This is a genomic window from Herbaspirillum sp. Sphag64 (assembly GCF_014192645.1).
Classification (GTDB): Bacteria; Pseudomonadota; Gammaproteobacteria; order Burkholderiales; family Burkholderiaceae_D; genus Herbaspirillum.
The window spans coordinates 58,258-73,233 of the sequence record NZ_JACHYE010000003.1 but is presented as its reverse complement, the minus strand read 5'-3'; the positions used below and the strand labels follow the sequence as shown (position 1 = coordinate 73,233).

General features: G+C 54.3%; 18 protein-coding genes and 1 tRNA gene. 7 read left to right on the top strand and 12 right to left on the bottom strand.

Features of this window, described 5'->3' with window-relative positions; all coding sequences use genetic code 11:
- Window positions 1–2: 2 nt before the first annotated feature.
- The 7 genes from FHW66_RS07550 to FHW66_RS07520 all read right to left on the bottom strand — a co-directional run bounded on the left by FHW66_RS07550 (window position 3) and on the right by FHW66_RS07520 (window position 4,005).
- Window positions 3–479 (bottom strand): NADH-quinone oxidoreductase subunit B family protein, encoded by a 477-nt coding sequence (locus tag FHW66_RS07550; protein WP_183379162.1) that lies wholly within the window; start codon window positions 477–479, stop codon window positions 3–5.
- Window positions 480–482: 3 nt separating this feature from the next.
- Window positions 483–842 carry an NADH-quinone oxidoreductase subunit A gene (locus FHW66_RS07545; protein WP_183379161.1) on the bottom strand — a complete coding sequence of 120 codons (360 nt, stop codon included), beginning with the start codon at window positions 840–842 and terminating at the stop codon, window positions 483–485.
- Window positions 843–959: 117 nt separating this feature from the next.
- Window positions 960–1,044 (bottom strand) — tRNA-Leu (locus FHW66_RS07540).
- 109 nt (window positions 1,045–1,153) lie between these two features.
- Entirely contained in the window at window positions 1,154–1,561 is a 408-nt protein-coding gene (gene secG, locus FHW66_RS07535; RefSeq protein ID WP_183379160.1) for a preprotein translocase subunit SecG, read from the bottom strand.
- Between the two features lie 54 nt (window positions 1,562–1,615).
- A complete protein-coding gene (gene tpiA, locus FHW66_RS07530; protein ID WP_183379159.1) occupies window positions 1,616–2,380 on the bottom strand; it encodes a triose-phosphate isomerase in 765 nt (254 codons plus the stop codon).
- Window positions 2,381–2,457: 77 nt separating this feature from the next.
- A complete protein-coding gene (locus FHW66_RS07525; RefSeq protein ID WP_183379158.1) occupies window positions 2,458–3,438 on the bottom strand; it encodes an NAD(P)H-quinone oxidoreductase in 981 nt (326 codons plus the stop codon).
- Between the two features lie 36 nt (window positions 3,439–3,474).
- Complete coding sequence (locus FHW66_RS07520) at window positions 3,475–4,005, bottom strand: winged helix DNA-binding protein (protein ID WP_183379362.1); 531 nt, start codon at window positions 4,003–4,005, stop codon at window positions 3,475–3,477.
- Between the two features lie 171 nt (window positions 4,006–4,176).
- Between FHW66_RS07520 and pxpB the strand changes: the two genes are divergently transcribed.
- The 6 genes from pxpB (at window position 4,177) to FHW66_RS07490 (ending at window position 9,483) form a co-directional block, all read left to right on the top strand.
- The gene (gene pxpB, locus FHW66_RS07515; RefSeq protein WP_183379157.1) at window positions 4,177–4,830 is read left to right on the top strand and encodes a 5-oxoprolinase subunit PxpB; all 654 of its coding nucleotides are present in this window, start codon (window positions 4,177–4,179) and stop codon (window positions 4,828–4,830) included.
- A complete protein-coding gene (locus tag FHW66_RS07510; protein WP_183379156.1) occupies window positions 4,827–5,840 on the top strand; it encodes a biotin-dependent carboxyltransferase family protein in 1,014 nt (337 codons plus the stop codon). The genes pxpB and FHW66_RS07510 overlap by 4 nt, the downstream gene beginning before the upstream one ends.
- A gap of 39 nt (window positions 5,841–5,879) precedes the next feature.
- Window positions 5,880–6,620: a 5-oxoprolinase subunit PxpA gene (gene pxpA, locus FHW66_RS07505; protein WP_183379155.1), complete on the top strand. Its 741-nt coding sequence runs from the start codon at window positions 5,880–5,882 to the stop codon at window positions 6,618–6,620.
- 66 nt (window positions 6,621–6,686) lie between these two features.
- Window positions 6,687–7,424: a DUF969 domain-containing protein gene (locus tag FHW66_RS07500; RefSeq protein WP_183379154.1), complete on the top strand. Its 738-nt coding sequence runs from the start codon at window positions 6,687–6,689 to the stop codon at window positions 7,422–7,424.
- Window positions 7,421–8,374: a DUF979 domain-containing protein gene (locus FHW66_RS07495; protein WP_183379153.1), complete on the top strand. Its 954-nt coding sequence runs from the start codon at window positions 7,421–7,423 to the stop codon at window positions 8,372–8,374. Before FHW66_RS07500 ends, FHW66_RS07495 begins: the two co-directional genes overlap by 4 nt.
- A 104-nt stretch (window positions 8,375–8,478) precedes the next feature.
- Window positions 8,479–9,483, top strand: coding sequence for a DUF2891 domain-containing protein (locus tag FHW66_RS07490; protein WP_183379152.1), 1,005 nt, complete (start codon window positions 8,479–8,481; stop codon window positions 9,481–9,483).
- A 4-nt stretch (window positions 9,484–9,487) separates the two neighbouring features.
- Here FHW66_RS07490 and FHW66_RS07485 read toward each other — a convergent pair whose 3' ends face one another.
- The gene (locus FHW66_RS07485) at window positions 9,488–10,384 is read right to left on the bottom strand and encodes a LysR substrate-binding domain-containing protein (protein WP_183379151.1); all 897 of its coding nucleotides are present in this window, start codon (window positions 10,382–10,384) and stop codon (window positions 9,488–9,490) included.
- Between the two features lie 101 nt (window positions 10,385–10,485).
- Between FHW66_RS07485 and FHW66_RS07480 the strand changes: the two genes are divergently transcribed.
- Window positions 10,486–11,103, top strand: a complete 618-nt coding sequence (locus FHW66_RS07480; RefSeq protein ID WP_183379150.1) for a LysE family translocator — start codon at window positions 10,486–10,488, stop codon at window positions 11,101–11,103.
- Between the two features lie 11 nt (window positions 11,104–11,114).
- On the opposite strand, the gene FHW66_RS07475 is transcribed toward FHW66_RS07480, so the two are convergent.
- The 4 genes from FHW66_RS07475 to FHW66_RS07460 form a co-directional block, all read right to left on the bottom strand.
- On the bottom strand, window positions 11,115–11,993 hold the full coding sequence (locus FHW66_RS07475) for an MBL fold metallo-hydrolase (protein ID WP_183379149.1): 879 nt from the start codon (window positions 11,991–11,993) through the stop codon (window positions 11,115–11,117).
- Between the two features lie 134 nt (window positions 11,994–12,127).
- Window positions 12,128–12,994, bottom strand: coding sequence for an ABC transporter permease (locus FHW66_RS07470; RefSeq protein ID WP_183379148.1), 867 nt, complete (start codon window positions 12,992–12,994; stop codon window positions 12,128–12,130).
- Window positions 12,995–13,053: 59 nt separating this feature from the next.
- Window positions 13,054–13,899: an ABC transporter ATP-binding protein gene (locus FHW66_RS07465; RefSeq protein ID WP_183379147.1), complete on the bottom strand. Its 846-nt coding sequence runs from the start codon at window positions 13,897–13,899 to the stop codon at window positions 13,054–13,056.
- Complete coding sequence (locus tag FHW66_RS07460; protein ID WP_183379146.1) at window positions 13,880–14,881, bottom strand: ABC transporter substrate-binding protein; 1,002 nt, start codon at window positions 14,879–14,881, stop codon at window positions 13,880–13,882. Before FHW66_RS07460 ends, FHW66_RS07465 begins: the two co-directional genes overlap by 20 nt.
- Window positions 14,882–14,976: the final 95 nt, after the last annotated feature.

Genomic DNA, 14,976 nt, shown 5'->3' with positions numbered 1-14,976 from the left:
TCTTAACGCGCAATCGTATTGGTGCGCTTGATCTTGTTCTGCAGCTGGATTGCGCCATAAATCAGCGCTTCGGCCGTCGGCGGACAGCCCGGCACGTACACATCCACTGGAACAATACGATCACAACCGCGCACAACCGAATACGAGTAGTGGTAGTAACCACCACCGTTGGCACAGGACCCCATGGAAATCACCCAACGTGGCTCAGCCATTTGGTCATACACCTTACGCAAGGCAGGTGCCATCTTGTTGCACAGGGTGCCTGCCACAATCATCACATCAGACTGACGTGGCGACGGACGAAACACCATACCAAAGCGATCCAGATCGTAACGCGAGGTGCCCGCATGCATCATTTCAACCGCACAGCAGGCCAGACCGAAGGTCATCGGCCACAATGAGCCGGTACGAGTCCAGTTGATTACCTTATCCAGCGAGGTGGTAACAAACCCTTCGTTTAATACGCCTTCAATTGACATGATTTACTCCCAATCCAGGGCACCCTTTTTCCAGATGTACCAAAAACCGACAACAAATTCAGCGATGAACACCATCATCGTGACGTAGCCAGACCAACCGAGGTCGCGCATGGATACGCCCCACGGGAAGAAAAATGCAGTTTCGAGATCAAACAGAATGAACAGAATGGCGACCAGGTAATAACGCACATCGAACTTCATGCGCGCATCTTCAAAGGCTTCAAAGCCGCATTCGTAAGGAGAATTTTTGGCTGAATCAGGCCTGTGAGGACCAAGCAGACGACCAAGTAACTGAGGAGCGACACCGACACCGATGCCGACTAGGATGAACAAAAGAACGGGAAAATAATTTTCGAGGTTCACGATTTGGCGTAGGTTTGTTGATAATTAGCGGAATGATTCTCAATATCAAACTGCTTCTTCCTCGACAAAAAGCCAGCTCAGGTTTTTGTCCTTTGCTGGCTTTTTTCAGTATTGCTATGGTGCCGACGACGAGACTCGAACTCGTACAGCTTTCGCCACTACCCCCTCAAGATAGCGTGTCTACCAATTTCACCACGTCGGCTTGAGGCTGCTATTGTAACTCGAAATAATGCTATTGTTCAATGCACAATCGTACTAAAACTTAAGAAAGTGCTTTAACTTTTACGCATTATTGCAGCCTGCGTAAAAACTTATTTCGGAATCTGACTGGATTTATCCGCCGGATTCGCTGACACTCCCGCAGCAGGCGCAACAGCAGCAGCTTTGGTTGCATCAGAAGGCGCTGGAATTGCCGCTGCAGGCGCAACAGCTGGCGCAGTCGCAGGCAGATTATCCATCACATCACCAGTCGAGGACAAACGATGTGTACTTGCGAACGACAAGCCTAAAGTCGCAATAAAAAAGACCGCCGCAGCGACTGCAGTCGACTTGGACAAAAAGTTGGAGGAACCTGTCGCACCGAACAAACTACCCGAGGCACCCGAACCAAATGCCGCCCCCATGTCTGCACCTTTGCCGTGCTGCAGCAGCACCAGACCAATAATCACCAGCGCCGCCAGAACCTGAACGACCACAATCACCGTAAATAAAGTATTCATATCACCATCTTCAAGTAAAACAACAATTCATTATTCCAACATTCCAGCATCCCATCAGACAGCGTCAGCAGCAGCCTCGACAATCGTCAGAAAATCCATCGCATTCAAGGCTGCCCCGCCGATGAGGCCACCATCGATATCAGGCTGAGCCAACAACTCCCTCGCATTGTCGGGCTTCATGCTGCCACCGTAGAGCAATTGCACACGAGGTGCCCATCCCGCATCTTTTTGCGCTAACTGCGCCCGCAACTGCGCATGCACTTCCTGCGCCATTGCGGGCGTCGCAGTTTTGCCAGTACCAATCGCCCACACAGGCTCATAGGCCACAACAATATTCTCAAGATCAGCCGGCGCCAGCACCGCAAGCACCGCGCCCAACTGACGACGCACCACTTCAGCAGTATGCCCAGCCTCGCGCTCGGCGAGCGTTTCACCAACACAGATCACCGGCACCAGACCTGCCTGCAGGGCTGCACGTACTTTAGCCGCCACCACCACATCCGTTTCACCATGATAGGCGCGACGCTCTGAGTGACCAACAATCACATACAGACAGGTAAATTCACGCAACATCGACGCCGACACCTCACCAGTGTAAGCACCACTGGCGTGCGCCGATACGTCTTGCGCCCCCAGCGCCAGCATTGAACCCAGGATCTGCGCCTGCACTTGGGCAAGATAAGGTGCCGGCACACAGACTGCCACATCGACATCCTCACCCAGTGAGGACAGGCCAGCCCTGATCTGACTGATCAAGGCCGTATTGGCAGCCAGACTGCCATTCATTTTCCAGTTACCGGCTACGAGTTTGCGGCGCATATAGGAGACTTTAGCAAAATAACCCCACATTCTATCTTGTCGTGGCAAAGCCGGTCAAACCAATAACAGAGGCCCAATCAAGCAACGGTGAGCATGATCTTGCCTATATGACTGCCTTGCTCCATCAGGGTATGCGCCTGTGCCGCCTGTGCCAAGGGCAAAGTCTTGAATATGACTGGCTTGATTGTTCGCTGCTCAAGCAACGGCCATACGCGCTCGCGCAGGCTCGCTGCAATCGCAGCCTTGAAAGCCACCGGACGCGGACGTAGCGTAGAGCCAGTAATGGTGAGCCGACGGCGCAAGACCTGACCTGCATCAATTTGCGCTTTAGCGCCACCAAGTAGCGCAATCACGACGACACGTCCATCGTCGGCGAGTGCCGAAAGCTCACGTGACAAATAGTCTCCCGCGACCATATCGAGAATGACATCCACACCGCAACCGTCCGTCAAGTGGCGCACCACCTCCTCGAATTTCTCCGTGCGATAGTTGATCCCGCGCTCGGCACCCAGTGTCTCACAGGCCACACGCTTGTCTTCCGAGCCTGCTGTCGCAAACACCCGATGCCCCAGTGCAGTGGCGATCTGAATTGCCGCAACACCAATTCCTGACGTTCCACCTTGCACCAGCAAAGTCTCACCGCGCGCCAGCCTAGCCCGCTCAAATACGTTGCTCCAGACCGTAAAGTAGGTCTCTGGCAACGAAGCCGCCTCAATCATGCTCAACCCTTTGGGAACTGGCAGACACTGCGCGAGCGGAGCCGCACAATATTCGGCGTAACCCCCACCCTGCACTAGCGCACAGACCTGATCGCCAAGTTTGAAATCACTGCCGCTCAGATCACCGCCGACTATTTCACCTGCCACCTCCAGTCCCGGCAAATCAGAAGCCCCCGGTGGTACTGGATAATTTCCTTGCCGCTGAAATACATCCGGACGATTGACACCAGCGGCGTGTACTTTGATCAACATCTCGCCAACCTTGCATTCCGGTGTTGGACGCTCACACATCTGCAACACTTCCGGACCGCCGAACTGGGTAATTTCGATTGCTTTCATACTTTTCTCTCTTGCAATACTCGAATCAACAAATGACTACAGCGATGCCGCAGCCCTTGCCGCTGTGTCATATAAACCAGAGGCGTTGCGCAGCAGTTGCGCCGCCTCACCAATAGCTTCATTCTGAATCCCGCTCTCCACCTGGACCTCGATCAGGCAGCGCTCGCGCACTTCCTTATACTTCATGCACAGATCCTGGCCGGCCTGCGTTGTATAGAACAACAGCTCCTTGCCCGCCTTTTCACTCTGCACCAGGCCTGCCTTGACTAATTTTTTGAGCGCATAGGTCACCACGTGGGTATCCTCAATGTTGAGCACAAAGCAAATATCGGCCAACTTCTTCTTGCGCTCACGATGATTCACGTGATGCAGTAACGACACCTCAATCGCTGTCATGTCTTTGGCGCCAGCCGCCATCATGCACCGCACCATCCAACGGTTGAATGCATTGCCTGCCATGATCAGTGCATACTCCAGCTCAGAAAGCTCGGCGCTGCGTTCGGAAACCAGGTGATTGGAGGACACAATCTTGGTCGTTTTTTTGTGTACCTCTGGGTCTGCCTGCATAGAATCGAGGGCGTTATCACTCATCAGCGTCTCTCAAAGTTTTGTCAGATTAGCGACACTATATAGCAATCTTAAATAAGTAATTTATCGATATATTGTTTATACTTTGATCGAATTATGTGACAAACAATGTCTAACCAAGGTCATGCTGCCCTTCCAGATATCACCACCATGAGCCAACCACAAATTCACTTCCTGGGCGACAGCGCCTTGCTGTGCACACTCGCACCGCCGGCCACACTCAAGCAGCAACAGCGTATCTGGGGACTTGCCGATCAGGCTGTCAGCTGGCCTGAAGTTGCCGAAGTAGTGCCAGGCATGAACAACCTGACACTGATTCTGAAACGCGCAGTTACCGACCTCGATCCGTTGGCACGTCGGATCTTGGCACTTTGGAAAGATATTGATGCCAACAGCGTTGCCGGACGGGATATCGACATCCCTGTCGTCTATGGCGGCAACGATGGCCCGGACCTTGAGGCCATCGCCCGGCACACCGGTTTATCGACAAAGGAAGTCATCGAGCGGCATAGCAGCGCAGACTATGTGGTGTATTTCATTGGCTTCATGCCGGGCTTTGCCTACATGGGCGGCTTGGATCCGGCACTGGCAACACCCCGCCACACGCAGCCACGCCTGTCCATTGCGGCCGGCTCGGTCGGTATCGGCGGTGAGCAAACCGGAATTTATCCCATGACTTCTCCTGGCGGCTGGCAATTACTGGGGCGCACCGCGCTTTCCCTTTTTGATCCTGCACAAGAACCCCCAACATTGCTGCGACCGGGTGACCGGGTACGCTTTACCGTCGAACGGATTGCCAAATGATCGATATCCTGCAACCAGGCATGCTCACCTCGGTACAAGATCTGGGCCGCATTGGCCATCGGCAGCAAGGAATACATCCGGGCGGTGCATTGAACCTACTGGCACTTTCGACAGCCAACTTACTCGTTGGCAATCCAAACACTGCCGCCGGCCTAGAAATCACTATGGGCGCCTGCGAAATGCGCTTCACCGATGACACCCGCATCGCCTTGTGCGGCGATGATTTCGATGCACGCCTGGACGGCAAGCCAATTGCCACCTACTGGAGTATTCCGGTCCGTGCTGGTCAGTCACTCAAACTCTCACCTTGCGGCCCCGGTGGCGCACCTGCGATTCGCACCTATCTGGCGATTGCCGGCGGTATCGATACCACGCCAGTACTCGGCTCACGCAGCACCGATCTGAAAGCAAGCTTCGGAGGCTACAAAGGTCGGGCACTGCGCAAAGGCGACCGCCTGCCAACCGCCGAAGTGAATTCTCCTACCGTATTCGGCCCTGCTTTCGGTGTGCGCTCACCACAATGGAGCGGGCTCGGCGTATTGGAACATGACAGCAGCAAACAGATCACGCTACGTGTCCTACCAGGCCCCGAATACGAACAGTTTACCGTCGCCGCGCGAGAGCAGCTATGGCAAGACAAGTGGCGCATCACCCCCAACAGCAACCGCATGGGTTATCGACTAGAAGGCCCCGAACTCAAGCGTAAGCCAGGGCGAGATCTGCTCTCCCATGGCGTCGTGCCCGGCGTGATTCAGGTACCACCTTCAGGACAACCGATCATTTTGCTGGGAGATGCGCAAACTACCGGCGGCTATCCGAAAATCGGTGTAGTAATTTCAGCCGATCTGTGGAAACTCGCGCAAGCCCCCCTGAACGCGCAGCTACAGCTGCGGCTGTGTGACCTGGAACAAGCCTTGCGTGCCAGCGAGGAACAGCAGAACTATTTAACTCACATTGAACAGACAGTTGCGGCACTAAGTTGGTCGCGCGCTACTCAATATCGAAAATAGCCGGCGAAAAATCATCAAAGAACCATGACTGGAATGATCATGCATATCGATCTGAATGCCGACCTCGGCGAGGGGTGCAATAGTGACGAGCAACTGCTGACTCTGGTCAGCTCAGCCAACATCGCCTGTGGCTGGCATGCAGGGGACGCCAACACGATCGCCCAAAGCGTCCGCTGGGCACTGAAAAATGGTGTAGCTATTGGCGCCCATCCCAGCTTCCCCGACCGAGAGAATTTCGGCCGCAGCGCTATGCAGCTGACTGCTGATGAGATTTTCAACGGGATGCTGTATCAGCTTGGTGCACTCGATGCCATCGTGCGCGCCCAAGGTGGTCAGCTGGCGCATGTCAAACCGCATGGCGCCTTGTACAACCAGGCTGCGCGTGAACCAGCACTGGCTGATGCCATCTGCAGCGCGATCAAGACATTCAATCCGAAACTCGCCTTATTTGGCCTGGCGGGAAGCGAGTTGATTCGCGCCGCACAGCGCGCCGGCGTGAAGGCAATTGAAGAAGTCTTTGCTGATCGGGGCTATCAAGCCGATGGCAGTCTGGTCAACCGCAGTCTTCCCGGAGCCTTGATTGAAGATGATGACAAGGCGCTGCAGCAAACGCTGTCGCTGGTCAAAGACAAGCAAGTGGTCGCCATTGATGGCAGCATCATCCCGGTCAATGCGCAAACAGTCTGCCTGCATGGGGATGGTGCCCACGCGCTGAGCTTCGCCCGTCTGATCAGAGCACGGTTAAATCAAGAACATATTAGTGTGCAGGCGCCAGCCTGAGTAGCAAAAAAGTAAAGCCGCAGTTCGTCATCTGGATCATTGCAGGACAACATAAAGGGAGAACTTATGAATACGGCAGTTAATCTATGGCCACTCATCGGAGTTGCCGTCATTATCGTGGGCTTTGTGCTCCGATTCAATCCGATGCTGGTCGTAGCGGTCACCGCAATCGTCACCGCCTTCGCTGCCAACTTTCCGGTTGATAAAGTCTTGGCTGCCCTCGGCACAGGTTTCGTCAAGACCCGTAATCTGCCGCTTATTATCCTGCTCCCATTGGCAGTCATCGGCTTGCTGGAGCGACATGGTTTGCGTCAGCATGCACAAAGCTGGATCGCCAACATCAAGTCTGCCACGGCCGGCCGTCTGCTCATTGTTTATCTGTTCGTCCGCGAAATTACTGCAGCACTGGGTCTGACCAGCCTCGGCGGTCACCCGCAAATGGTTCGTCCACTCATTGCACCGATGACAGAAGGCGCAGCAGAAAGTCGCTACGGCAAACTCTCTGACAACATCCGATTCAAGCTGCGCGCCTACAGCGCCGCTACTGACAACGTCGGCCTGTTCTTTGGTGAAGACGTGTTTGTCGCCTTCGGCGCTATCGTGCTGATGTCGACCTTTCTGCATGAGGCCGGCGTGGACGTCGAACCTATTCACATTGCCATGTGGGGCATTCCGACGGCGATCAGCGCCTTCATTATCCACGCCTACCGGCTGCGTCGACTCGATGCTGCACTCGACAAGGAACTGGCCGCGCAGCTACAAACACAATCCAAGAAAAATCAACACGATGGCGGTGCAGCATGATTATTTCGATCAACTACCTCTACTACCTGGTCGGCGCAATCCTGGCGCTGACCGCGCTGATGACGCTGGCCGACAAAGAACATCCAAAACGCTTTTCAAGCGCCCTGTTCTGGGGCTTGTATGCGGTCGTCTTTCTGATCGGCGAACACCTGCCACCGGAACTGGTTGGCGTTGGTGTGATCGTGATGGCCTTGCTGGCAGGTTTTGGTGGCGTCGGTATCGGCAAACACCGACCACTGTCTGAACAGGATGCCAAGGCCAGCGCCAAACGTCTGGGACACAAGCTGTTCATTCCGGCACTCTCGATCCCATTGGTGACCGTGATCGGTACCGTGATGATGAAAAACGTCAAGATCGGCGATGCTTTCCTGCTGGATCCCAAAAACATCACCCTGGTGAGCCTCGGAATCGGCTGTATCATCGCGCTCGCACTGAGCTGCTGGTTGACGCGTGACACTCCGGCGCAAGGTATGCGCGAATCGCGCCGTCTGACCGATGCGCTAGGCTGGGCTGTGGTCCTACCGCAGATGCTGGGCATGCTCGGACTGGTATTTTCCGATGCTGGCGTTGGCAAGGCGGTCGCCCACTTGACCACCTCCTATATCAATATGGACATGCGGCTGGTGGCAGTCGTGGTGTACGTGCTGGGCATGGCGCTGTTCACCATCATCATGGGTAATGGTTTTGCGGCCTTCCCGGTGATGACAGGCGGTGTTGCCGTCCCGGTATTGATCGGCATCCATCATGGCAACCCGGCAGTGATTGCAGCGATTGGCATGTTCTCTGGCTATTGCGGCACCCTGCTCACGCCGATGGCAGCGAACTTCAACATCGTGCCAGCAGCACTGCTGGAGTTACCTGACAAGAATGCCGTCATCAAGGCACAGGCGCCAACCGCTGCGGCGTTGCTGATCGTGAATATCGTACTGATGTATTTCCTGATGAGCTAATCAATAACGGCGCAAGCTTGTTTCAAACTTGCCGACTATCGCTGCAGCGTCCAATCTGCCAATGATCTGACGCTGCAGCGCCCTTCTCCAACGGAGACTGCATCATGCAACTCACTTCTGAACGCGCTACGGCGTTTGCCGCATTACCACTAGCCTATCTGCGCCTCGAATATCCGAACCACATCATGCACGTGCTCAACAACAGCAGCGATGTGCTCTCACCACGCGCACTGCATCCGGTGTTCTACGGCTGTTATGACTGGCACTCTGCAGTACATGGCTACTGGCTGCTGCTGCGCTGCCTGCGCCGCTATCCAGACTTACCAGCCGCCACCGAGATCGGCGCTCTGTTTGACGAACACTTCACACCGGAACGCATGCAGCAGGAAGCCAGCTACTTCCACGCAGCGGGACGCAATTCATTTGAACGTCCTTACGGCTATGGATGGTTATTGGCATTGGCACAGGAACTGGCAGCATCATCCCATTCGCACGCCGCCGGCTGGTTGGCCGCCATGCAACCATTGACCAGTACCATCCGCAACAATCTGATCAGCTATCTGCACAAGCTGACCTATCCGATTCGGGTTGGCACTCACTACAACACAGCGTTTGCTCTGGCACTGGCACTCGATTATGCGCGCGCAGTAGCTGACGACGAGCTGACCACCGCGATCACCACTGCTGCCCTGCGCTACTATGGAGAGGATCGCGACTACCCCGCGCATTACGAACCCGGTGGTGACGAGTATCTCTCGGCAGCATTGACCGAAGCGCTGTTGATGAGCAAGGTATTGCAAGGCTCTGCGTTCACGACGTGGTTTGACGGATTCTTGCCGCGATTAGCACACGTCAGGCAACTGATGCAACCAGCCACCCTGAGTGACCGAACCGATCCCAAAATCGCGCATCTCGACGGTCTCAACCTGAGCCGTACCTGGTGCATGAAGCACATTGCGCGGCACTTGCCTGCCGATCATCCTGCACAGCCTGCCTTTGCTCAGGCAGTGCCGCTGCATCTGCAGGCGAGCATCGATCATGTCGTCGGCAGTCACTACAGCGGTGGACACTGGCTGGCGACCTTTGCCATGCTGGCACTGGAAGACTGACCTTTTATTTCAGTGTAGTTCGCCAGGATTGCTGATCCGCCTGCATCTGTTCACGAATCCACTGCAGGAAGGCTGCGCGACGAGGGTCACTCTGCATCGCTACAGGCGATAGCAGCACGTAGTGAGAACCATCCGGCACAAAATCAAACGGTGCCACCAGTCGTCCTTGCGCCAGTTCTTCCTGCACCATGAACAATGAGCCAATCGCCACGCCCAAACCGGCACAGGCGGCCTGCAGGCTCAGATAGAAATGCTCGTAATGCAGATTGCCATGCTGCCAGGCCGCTTTCTTGCCCGCCTTGCACCAGTTGCTCCAGGCAGTTTTGCGCGAACTGGTATGCAAGAGTTTGTGCCGCGTCAGGTCAAGACGCTGACGTTTCAACAACGTCGGAGCACAGACTGGCCCGATCCATTCCTCACCGACGACCTCACTGAAGATCTCGGCACCCCAGTTGAAATCGTTGCGACGTAAGGCCAAATCAACCCCTTGCTGCTGGAACGCAATCGGACCGCCTGCAGCAAACAGATGACATTGCACCTCCGGATGGTGCTGATAAAAATCGCCGAGACGCGGAATCAACCACTTCATAGCAATTGTCGGCTCACATGAGACAACCAAGGGCTGCGTATATTCCGGCTCGCGTAGTGCTGCCATCGTCGCATTGAGATGCTCAAAGGCCTGCTGGGTTGCGGCCAGCAATTGCACGCCTTTTTGTGTGAGAAAAACACCCCGATTACGGCGCTCAAACAAGGCAACCCCCAAGGACTCTTCCAGCAGGCGTATTTGTCGACTGATCGCACCATGGGTCAGATGCAGCTCCTGCGCAGCATCGACAAAACTTCCCAGGCGTGCAGCTGCCTCAAAAAAACGCAAAGTATTCAGCGGTACTGAATTCGACATAATCTGTGATTTTTTCTAACGTATCAGTGCCACTATAAATCGTTTTTCGTATGGCATGGCACATCCGATAATGGCCGTGTCACAACAATGGAGAACGAAACATGAGCGAACTCATTGCCGTAGCACTCATCACCATCCTGGCAACCATCAGCCCCGGCCCCGATTTTGCGATGGTCACACGTAACAGCTATCTATATGGTCGCAAAGCAGGCGTATTGAGCGCACTAGGGATTGCCTGCGGTGTACAAATCCATGTGTTCTACACCATGTTCGGCGTTGGTTTTGTGATAGACCACTCGCCTACCCTGTTCACCGCGATCAAGTTGGTCGGTGCCCTCTATTTAATCTACATCGGCTGGAAGACCTTCCGCAATCGCAGCAGTTTGCAGATCAATTTGCAGGCTGCGTCCCCGATGTCCACGATGACAATGTTCAGCAATGGTTTTTTGACCAATGCCCTTAATCCGAAAACCACACTTTTTGTGGTCAGTACCTACACGCAAGTCGTCAATCCCGACACGGCATTGACGACGCAATTTGGCTATGGCTTATTCATGTCGGCGACACATTTTCTGTGGTTTGCGATCGTTGCCCTGCTCATTTCCTGTCCAACGCTACGTACACGGTTGTTGACTCAGCAACGACGCGTTGACACTTGCATTGGCATCGTCCTGGTAGGCTTGGGAATTGCACTGTCACTGAGTCAGATGCCCGGCTGATACACCGTTTATCAAGCCTTGTTTAGAGGGATTTTCAGATAGCGTGTGCCGTTTTCTTCTGGCTCCGGCAGATGTCCGGCACGCATGTTGATCTGCACGGATGGCAGCAACAGGGTCGGCATATCCAATGTCTTGTCACGGCTGGTACGCATCGCAACGAAGGCGTCTTCGGTGACGCCATTTCGAAGGTGAATGTTATTTTCACGTTGTTCTGCGACCGTTGTCACAAATTGTACCGGCCGGCCGTCGGGCTGATAATCGTGACACATATAAAGCAAAGTTTCCGGCGGCAGGCTCAGGACCTTGTTGATCGAGCGGAACAACACCCGCGCATCGCCACCGGGGAAGTCACAACGCGCTGTGCCATAGTCGGGCATAAACAAGGTATCTCCGACAAAGGCGACTGATTGCCGGGGATCACTGACCACATAGGTCATGCAGGCAGGCGTGTGGCCAGGAGTGTGCAAGGCAACTGCACGCAAGCTACCAATGGAAAACGATTCACCGTCCTGGAACAGGTAGTCAAACTGACTGCCATCTCTGGCAACCTCGGCACCGACATTGAAGAGTGCACCAAAGGTTTTTTGAACAGTCGTAATGTGCGCACCGATGGCGATTTTTCCGCCCAACTTGCCCTGCAGATACGGTGCAGCGCTCAGATGATCTGCGTGAACATGGGTTTCCAGTAACCACTCCACCCGCGCATCAAGCTCCCGGATACGTGTTATCAGGCGATCTGCAGACGCTGTCGAGGTATGACCTGATTTGGGATCGTAATCGAGCACACTATCGATTACCGCGCACTGCCGTGTCTGCGCATCCATCACCAGATAACTGACTGTGCTGGTTGACGGATCAAACAATCCCTCAACAAGAACTTGCTCGCTCATGCCACATCTCCGCAATAACAAAAATTTACTCGTTATCGCAGTATCAACGATGGCAAATCGCATGCCAAGTCATCTTTTGGGAAAAATCGGGTATCCGCCCGCGATACGTGGGAGCAATTCTGAACGGCAATGCTTTAGCGCTGCATGCCCCAACGCTTGACCGTAAGCCGCTCAATGGTCGTGAAACCAAGGTTTTCCACCAGCAAACCAATCAGAATGACCATTGCCAATCCCGCAAACACCTTGTCTGTGAACAGCTCATTACGATTCTGAAAAATATACCAACCCAATCCGCCTTTGCCGCTGGAAGCGCCAAAGACCAGCTCCGCTGCAATCAGCGTGCGCCACGCAAATGCCCAACCAACCCGCAAGCCCGACAGAATCGAAGGCAGTGCAGCGGGAATCAGGATGAACAAGACAAAGCGCAAACCACGCAAGCCATAATTACGTCCAGCCATGCGCAAGGTCTCGGACACACTCAGGAAGCCGGTATACGCATTGAGTGCCAGCGCCCACAACACCGAATGCACCAGCACGAAGATCAGGCTGTTCTCACCCAGCCCAAACCAGAGCAACGCCAGTGGCAACAAGGCGATGGCCGGCAACGGATTGAGCATTGCCGTCAAGGTACTCAACAAATCACGACCAATCTGGGTGGATACCGCCAATGTCGTCAACACAAAGGCAAGCGCGATCCCGATCAGATATCCCTTGATCAATACTTGCAGCGAAATCCATACTTTTTGCAGCAACTCACCAGTCATCACGCCATCAATGAAGGCCTGAGCTGTCTCGATAAAGCCAGGCAACAACAGATCATTGTTTTGCCAGCGCGCCACTCCCTCCCACACTGCGATCAAGACCAACAGGATCAGCGTTTTACGTATCCAGCCTTGCTGCCAGATACGTTGGGCCAGCGAGAACTGGCGCTCCAGCGGTAGATCTTCAAGTGGCGTCAGAGTGACTTCGTATTCTTCACGAATCGGAGGTTGGAGAGGCATACGTGATCCGGCAGAGAAAAATGACATGAAAAATAGGAGAAATCGGAACGATCAGCAGTTCAGTAAGAAAAGCGCACATCCTTGAAATTGACCTGCACAGACTCAGGGACGCTTTCTGCACTACCCTCATCAAACAGAAGGCGATGAATACGGCGCGCGCTTTCCTGAAAACTGACATCGCCGAGATTCTTGAGGTCATATTGATGACTATTGATTTCTGCCCGCACGCGGCCCGGATGGGGCGACAACAGCAAGATGCGGTTGCCAATCACCAGCGCCTCCTCAATCGAATGCGTGACAAACAGCAAAGTAAAACGGACCTCATCCCACAAGGCCAGCAACTCCTCCTGCATTTTGCGACGTGTGAGAGCGTCGAGCGCGGCAAACGGCTCATCCATCAAGAGGATCTTTGGCTGCATGGCCAAGGCCCGCGCAATCGCCACCCGTGCTTTCATACCGCCAGACAAGGTATGCGGATACGCGTCGGCAAAGCGACTCAGACCAACCTTGCCCAGATAGTGCGTAGCACGCTCGGCGGCCTCTTTTTTGTTTAACGTCTTGGATGCCAGCAGTGGAAACATCACGTTTTGCTGCAAGGTCTTCCACGGCAACAGTTGATCAAACTCCTGAAAAACGACGATACGGTCAGGGCCAGGTTGCCGCACAAGCTCACCATCGAGCCGAATCTCACCGGCTGCCGGCGTGAGGAAGCCGGCAGTCGCCTTCAGCAGGCTCGACTTGCCACAGCCGGAAGGCCCCAGCAACACAAACCGATCTGCCGGATACACATCAAAACTGACGTCATGCGTCGCCTGTACCAGCGCTGTCTGCGTACGATATTGCAAGCCAACGCCATTAACCTGCAGCAGCGGCGCGGGAGAAAAATCAGCTACCGGGCTGCGCATATGCTTCCTCAAAGAAATAATCTTTCCAGGAGGCGGCATGGTTCTTCAAGACGCCCAACTCGTGCATCTTGTCTGCATAGACATAACTGCGCTCTGGAGATACGGTGAAATAGATTTCAGGGTCTTCCACAATCCGGCGAACAAGTGCCGGAGCAAGCTTGGACTTCTGTACCCGGATAAACGTATCGGCAGCCTTGGTCTTATTGGCACGGATAAACTGCGCGGCTTCGACCAGCGCGTTATATAGCGCCTTGTAGGTCTTGGGATTCTCATCATGGAACTTCTGGCTGGTGTAGAGCACATTGAAGGTTGCCTGACCACCGAGCACGTCGTAAGAGCTGAGAATTTTATGCACGTTCTTGTTTTCCAGTTCCTGATACTGGAAAGGCGGGCTTGAGAAATGCGTATTGATTTCCGAGCCACCCGCGATCAATGCAGCGGTCGCATCCGGATGGGCCAGACTCACCGAAAGACTGTCGAAGCGCTTGTAATCGGCCTTGCCGAACAGGCGCGCTGTTTCAATTTGCAATGTCCGCGACTGAAAACCAACGCCCGCTGCCGGCAGCGCAATCCGGTCTTTATCACTCAAGTCAGCGATCGTCTTGACCTTCGGGTTATTGCTCACCAAGTAATTAGGCATGGAACCGAGCGAGGCAATCGCCTTCACGTTCTGGCGGCCGCGGGTGCGATCCCAGATCGCCAGCATCGGCGGCAAACCGGCTGACACCACGTCCAGAGCACCTGCCAGCAAAGCTTCATTCATGGCCGTTGCACCAGAAATACTGTTCCACTCGACCTTGATATCAATCCCTTCCTGCTTGCCGTACTTCTCGATCAGCTTTTGATCCTGGACGACATCAAGAATGAGATAACCGATACCAAATTGCTGAGCGATACGGATATGACCTTCGGCGTGAGCAGCTGAACTCAGCAGCAGACTCGCCAATACCGCAACCGCGGCAACCATTTGCTTGCGAAACATGACCACTCCATCGAGGAAATAACAAAAAACTTCCGTTATCGCGGAGATAGCGGAAGCTTAATAAGGAAACTGCAATAAAACGTGCTTGCTTACTA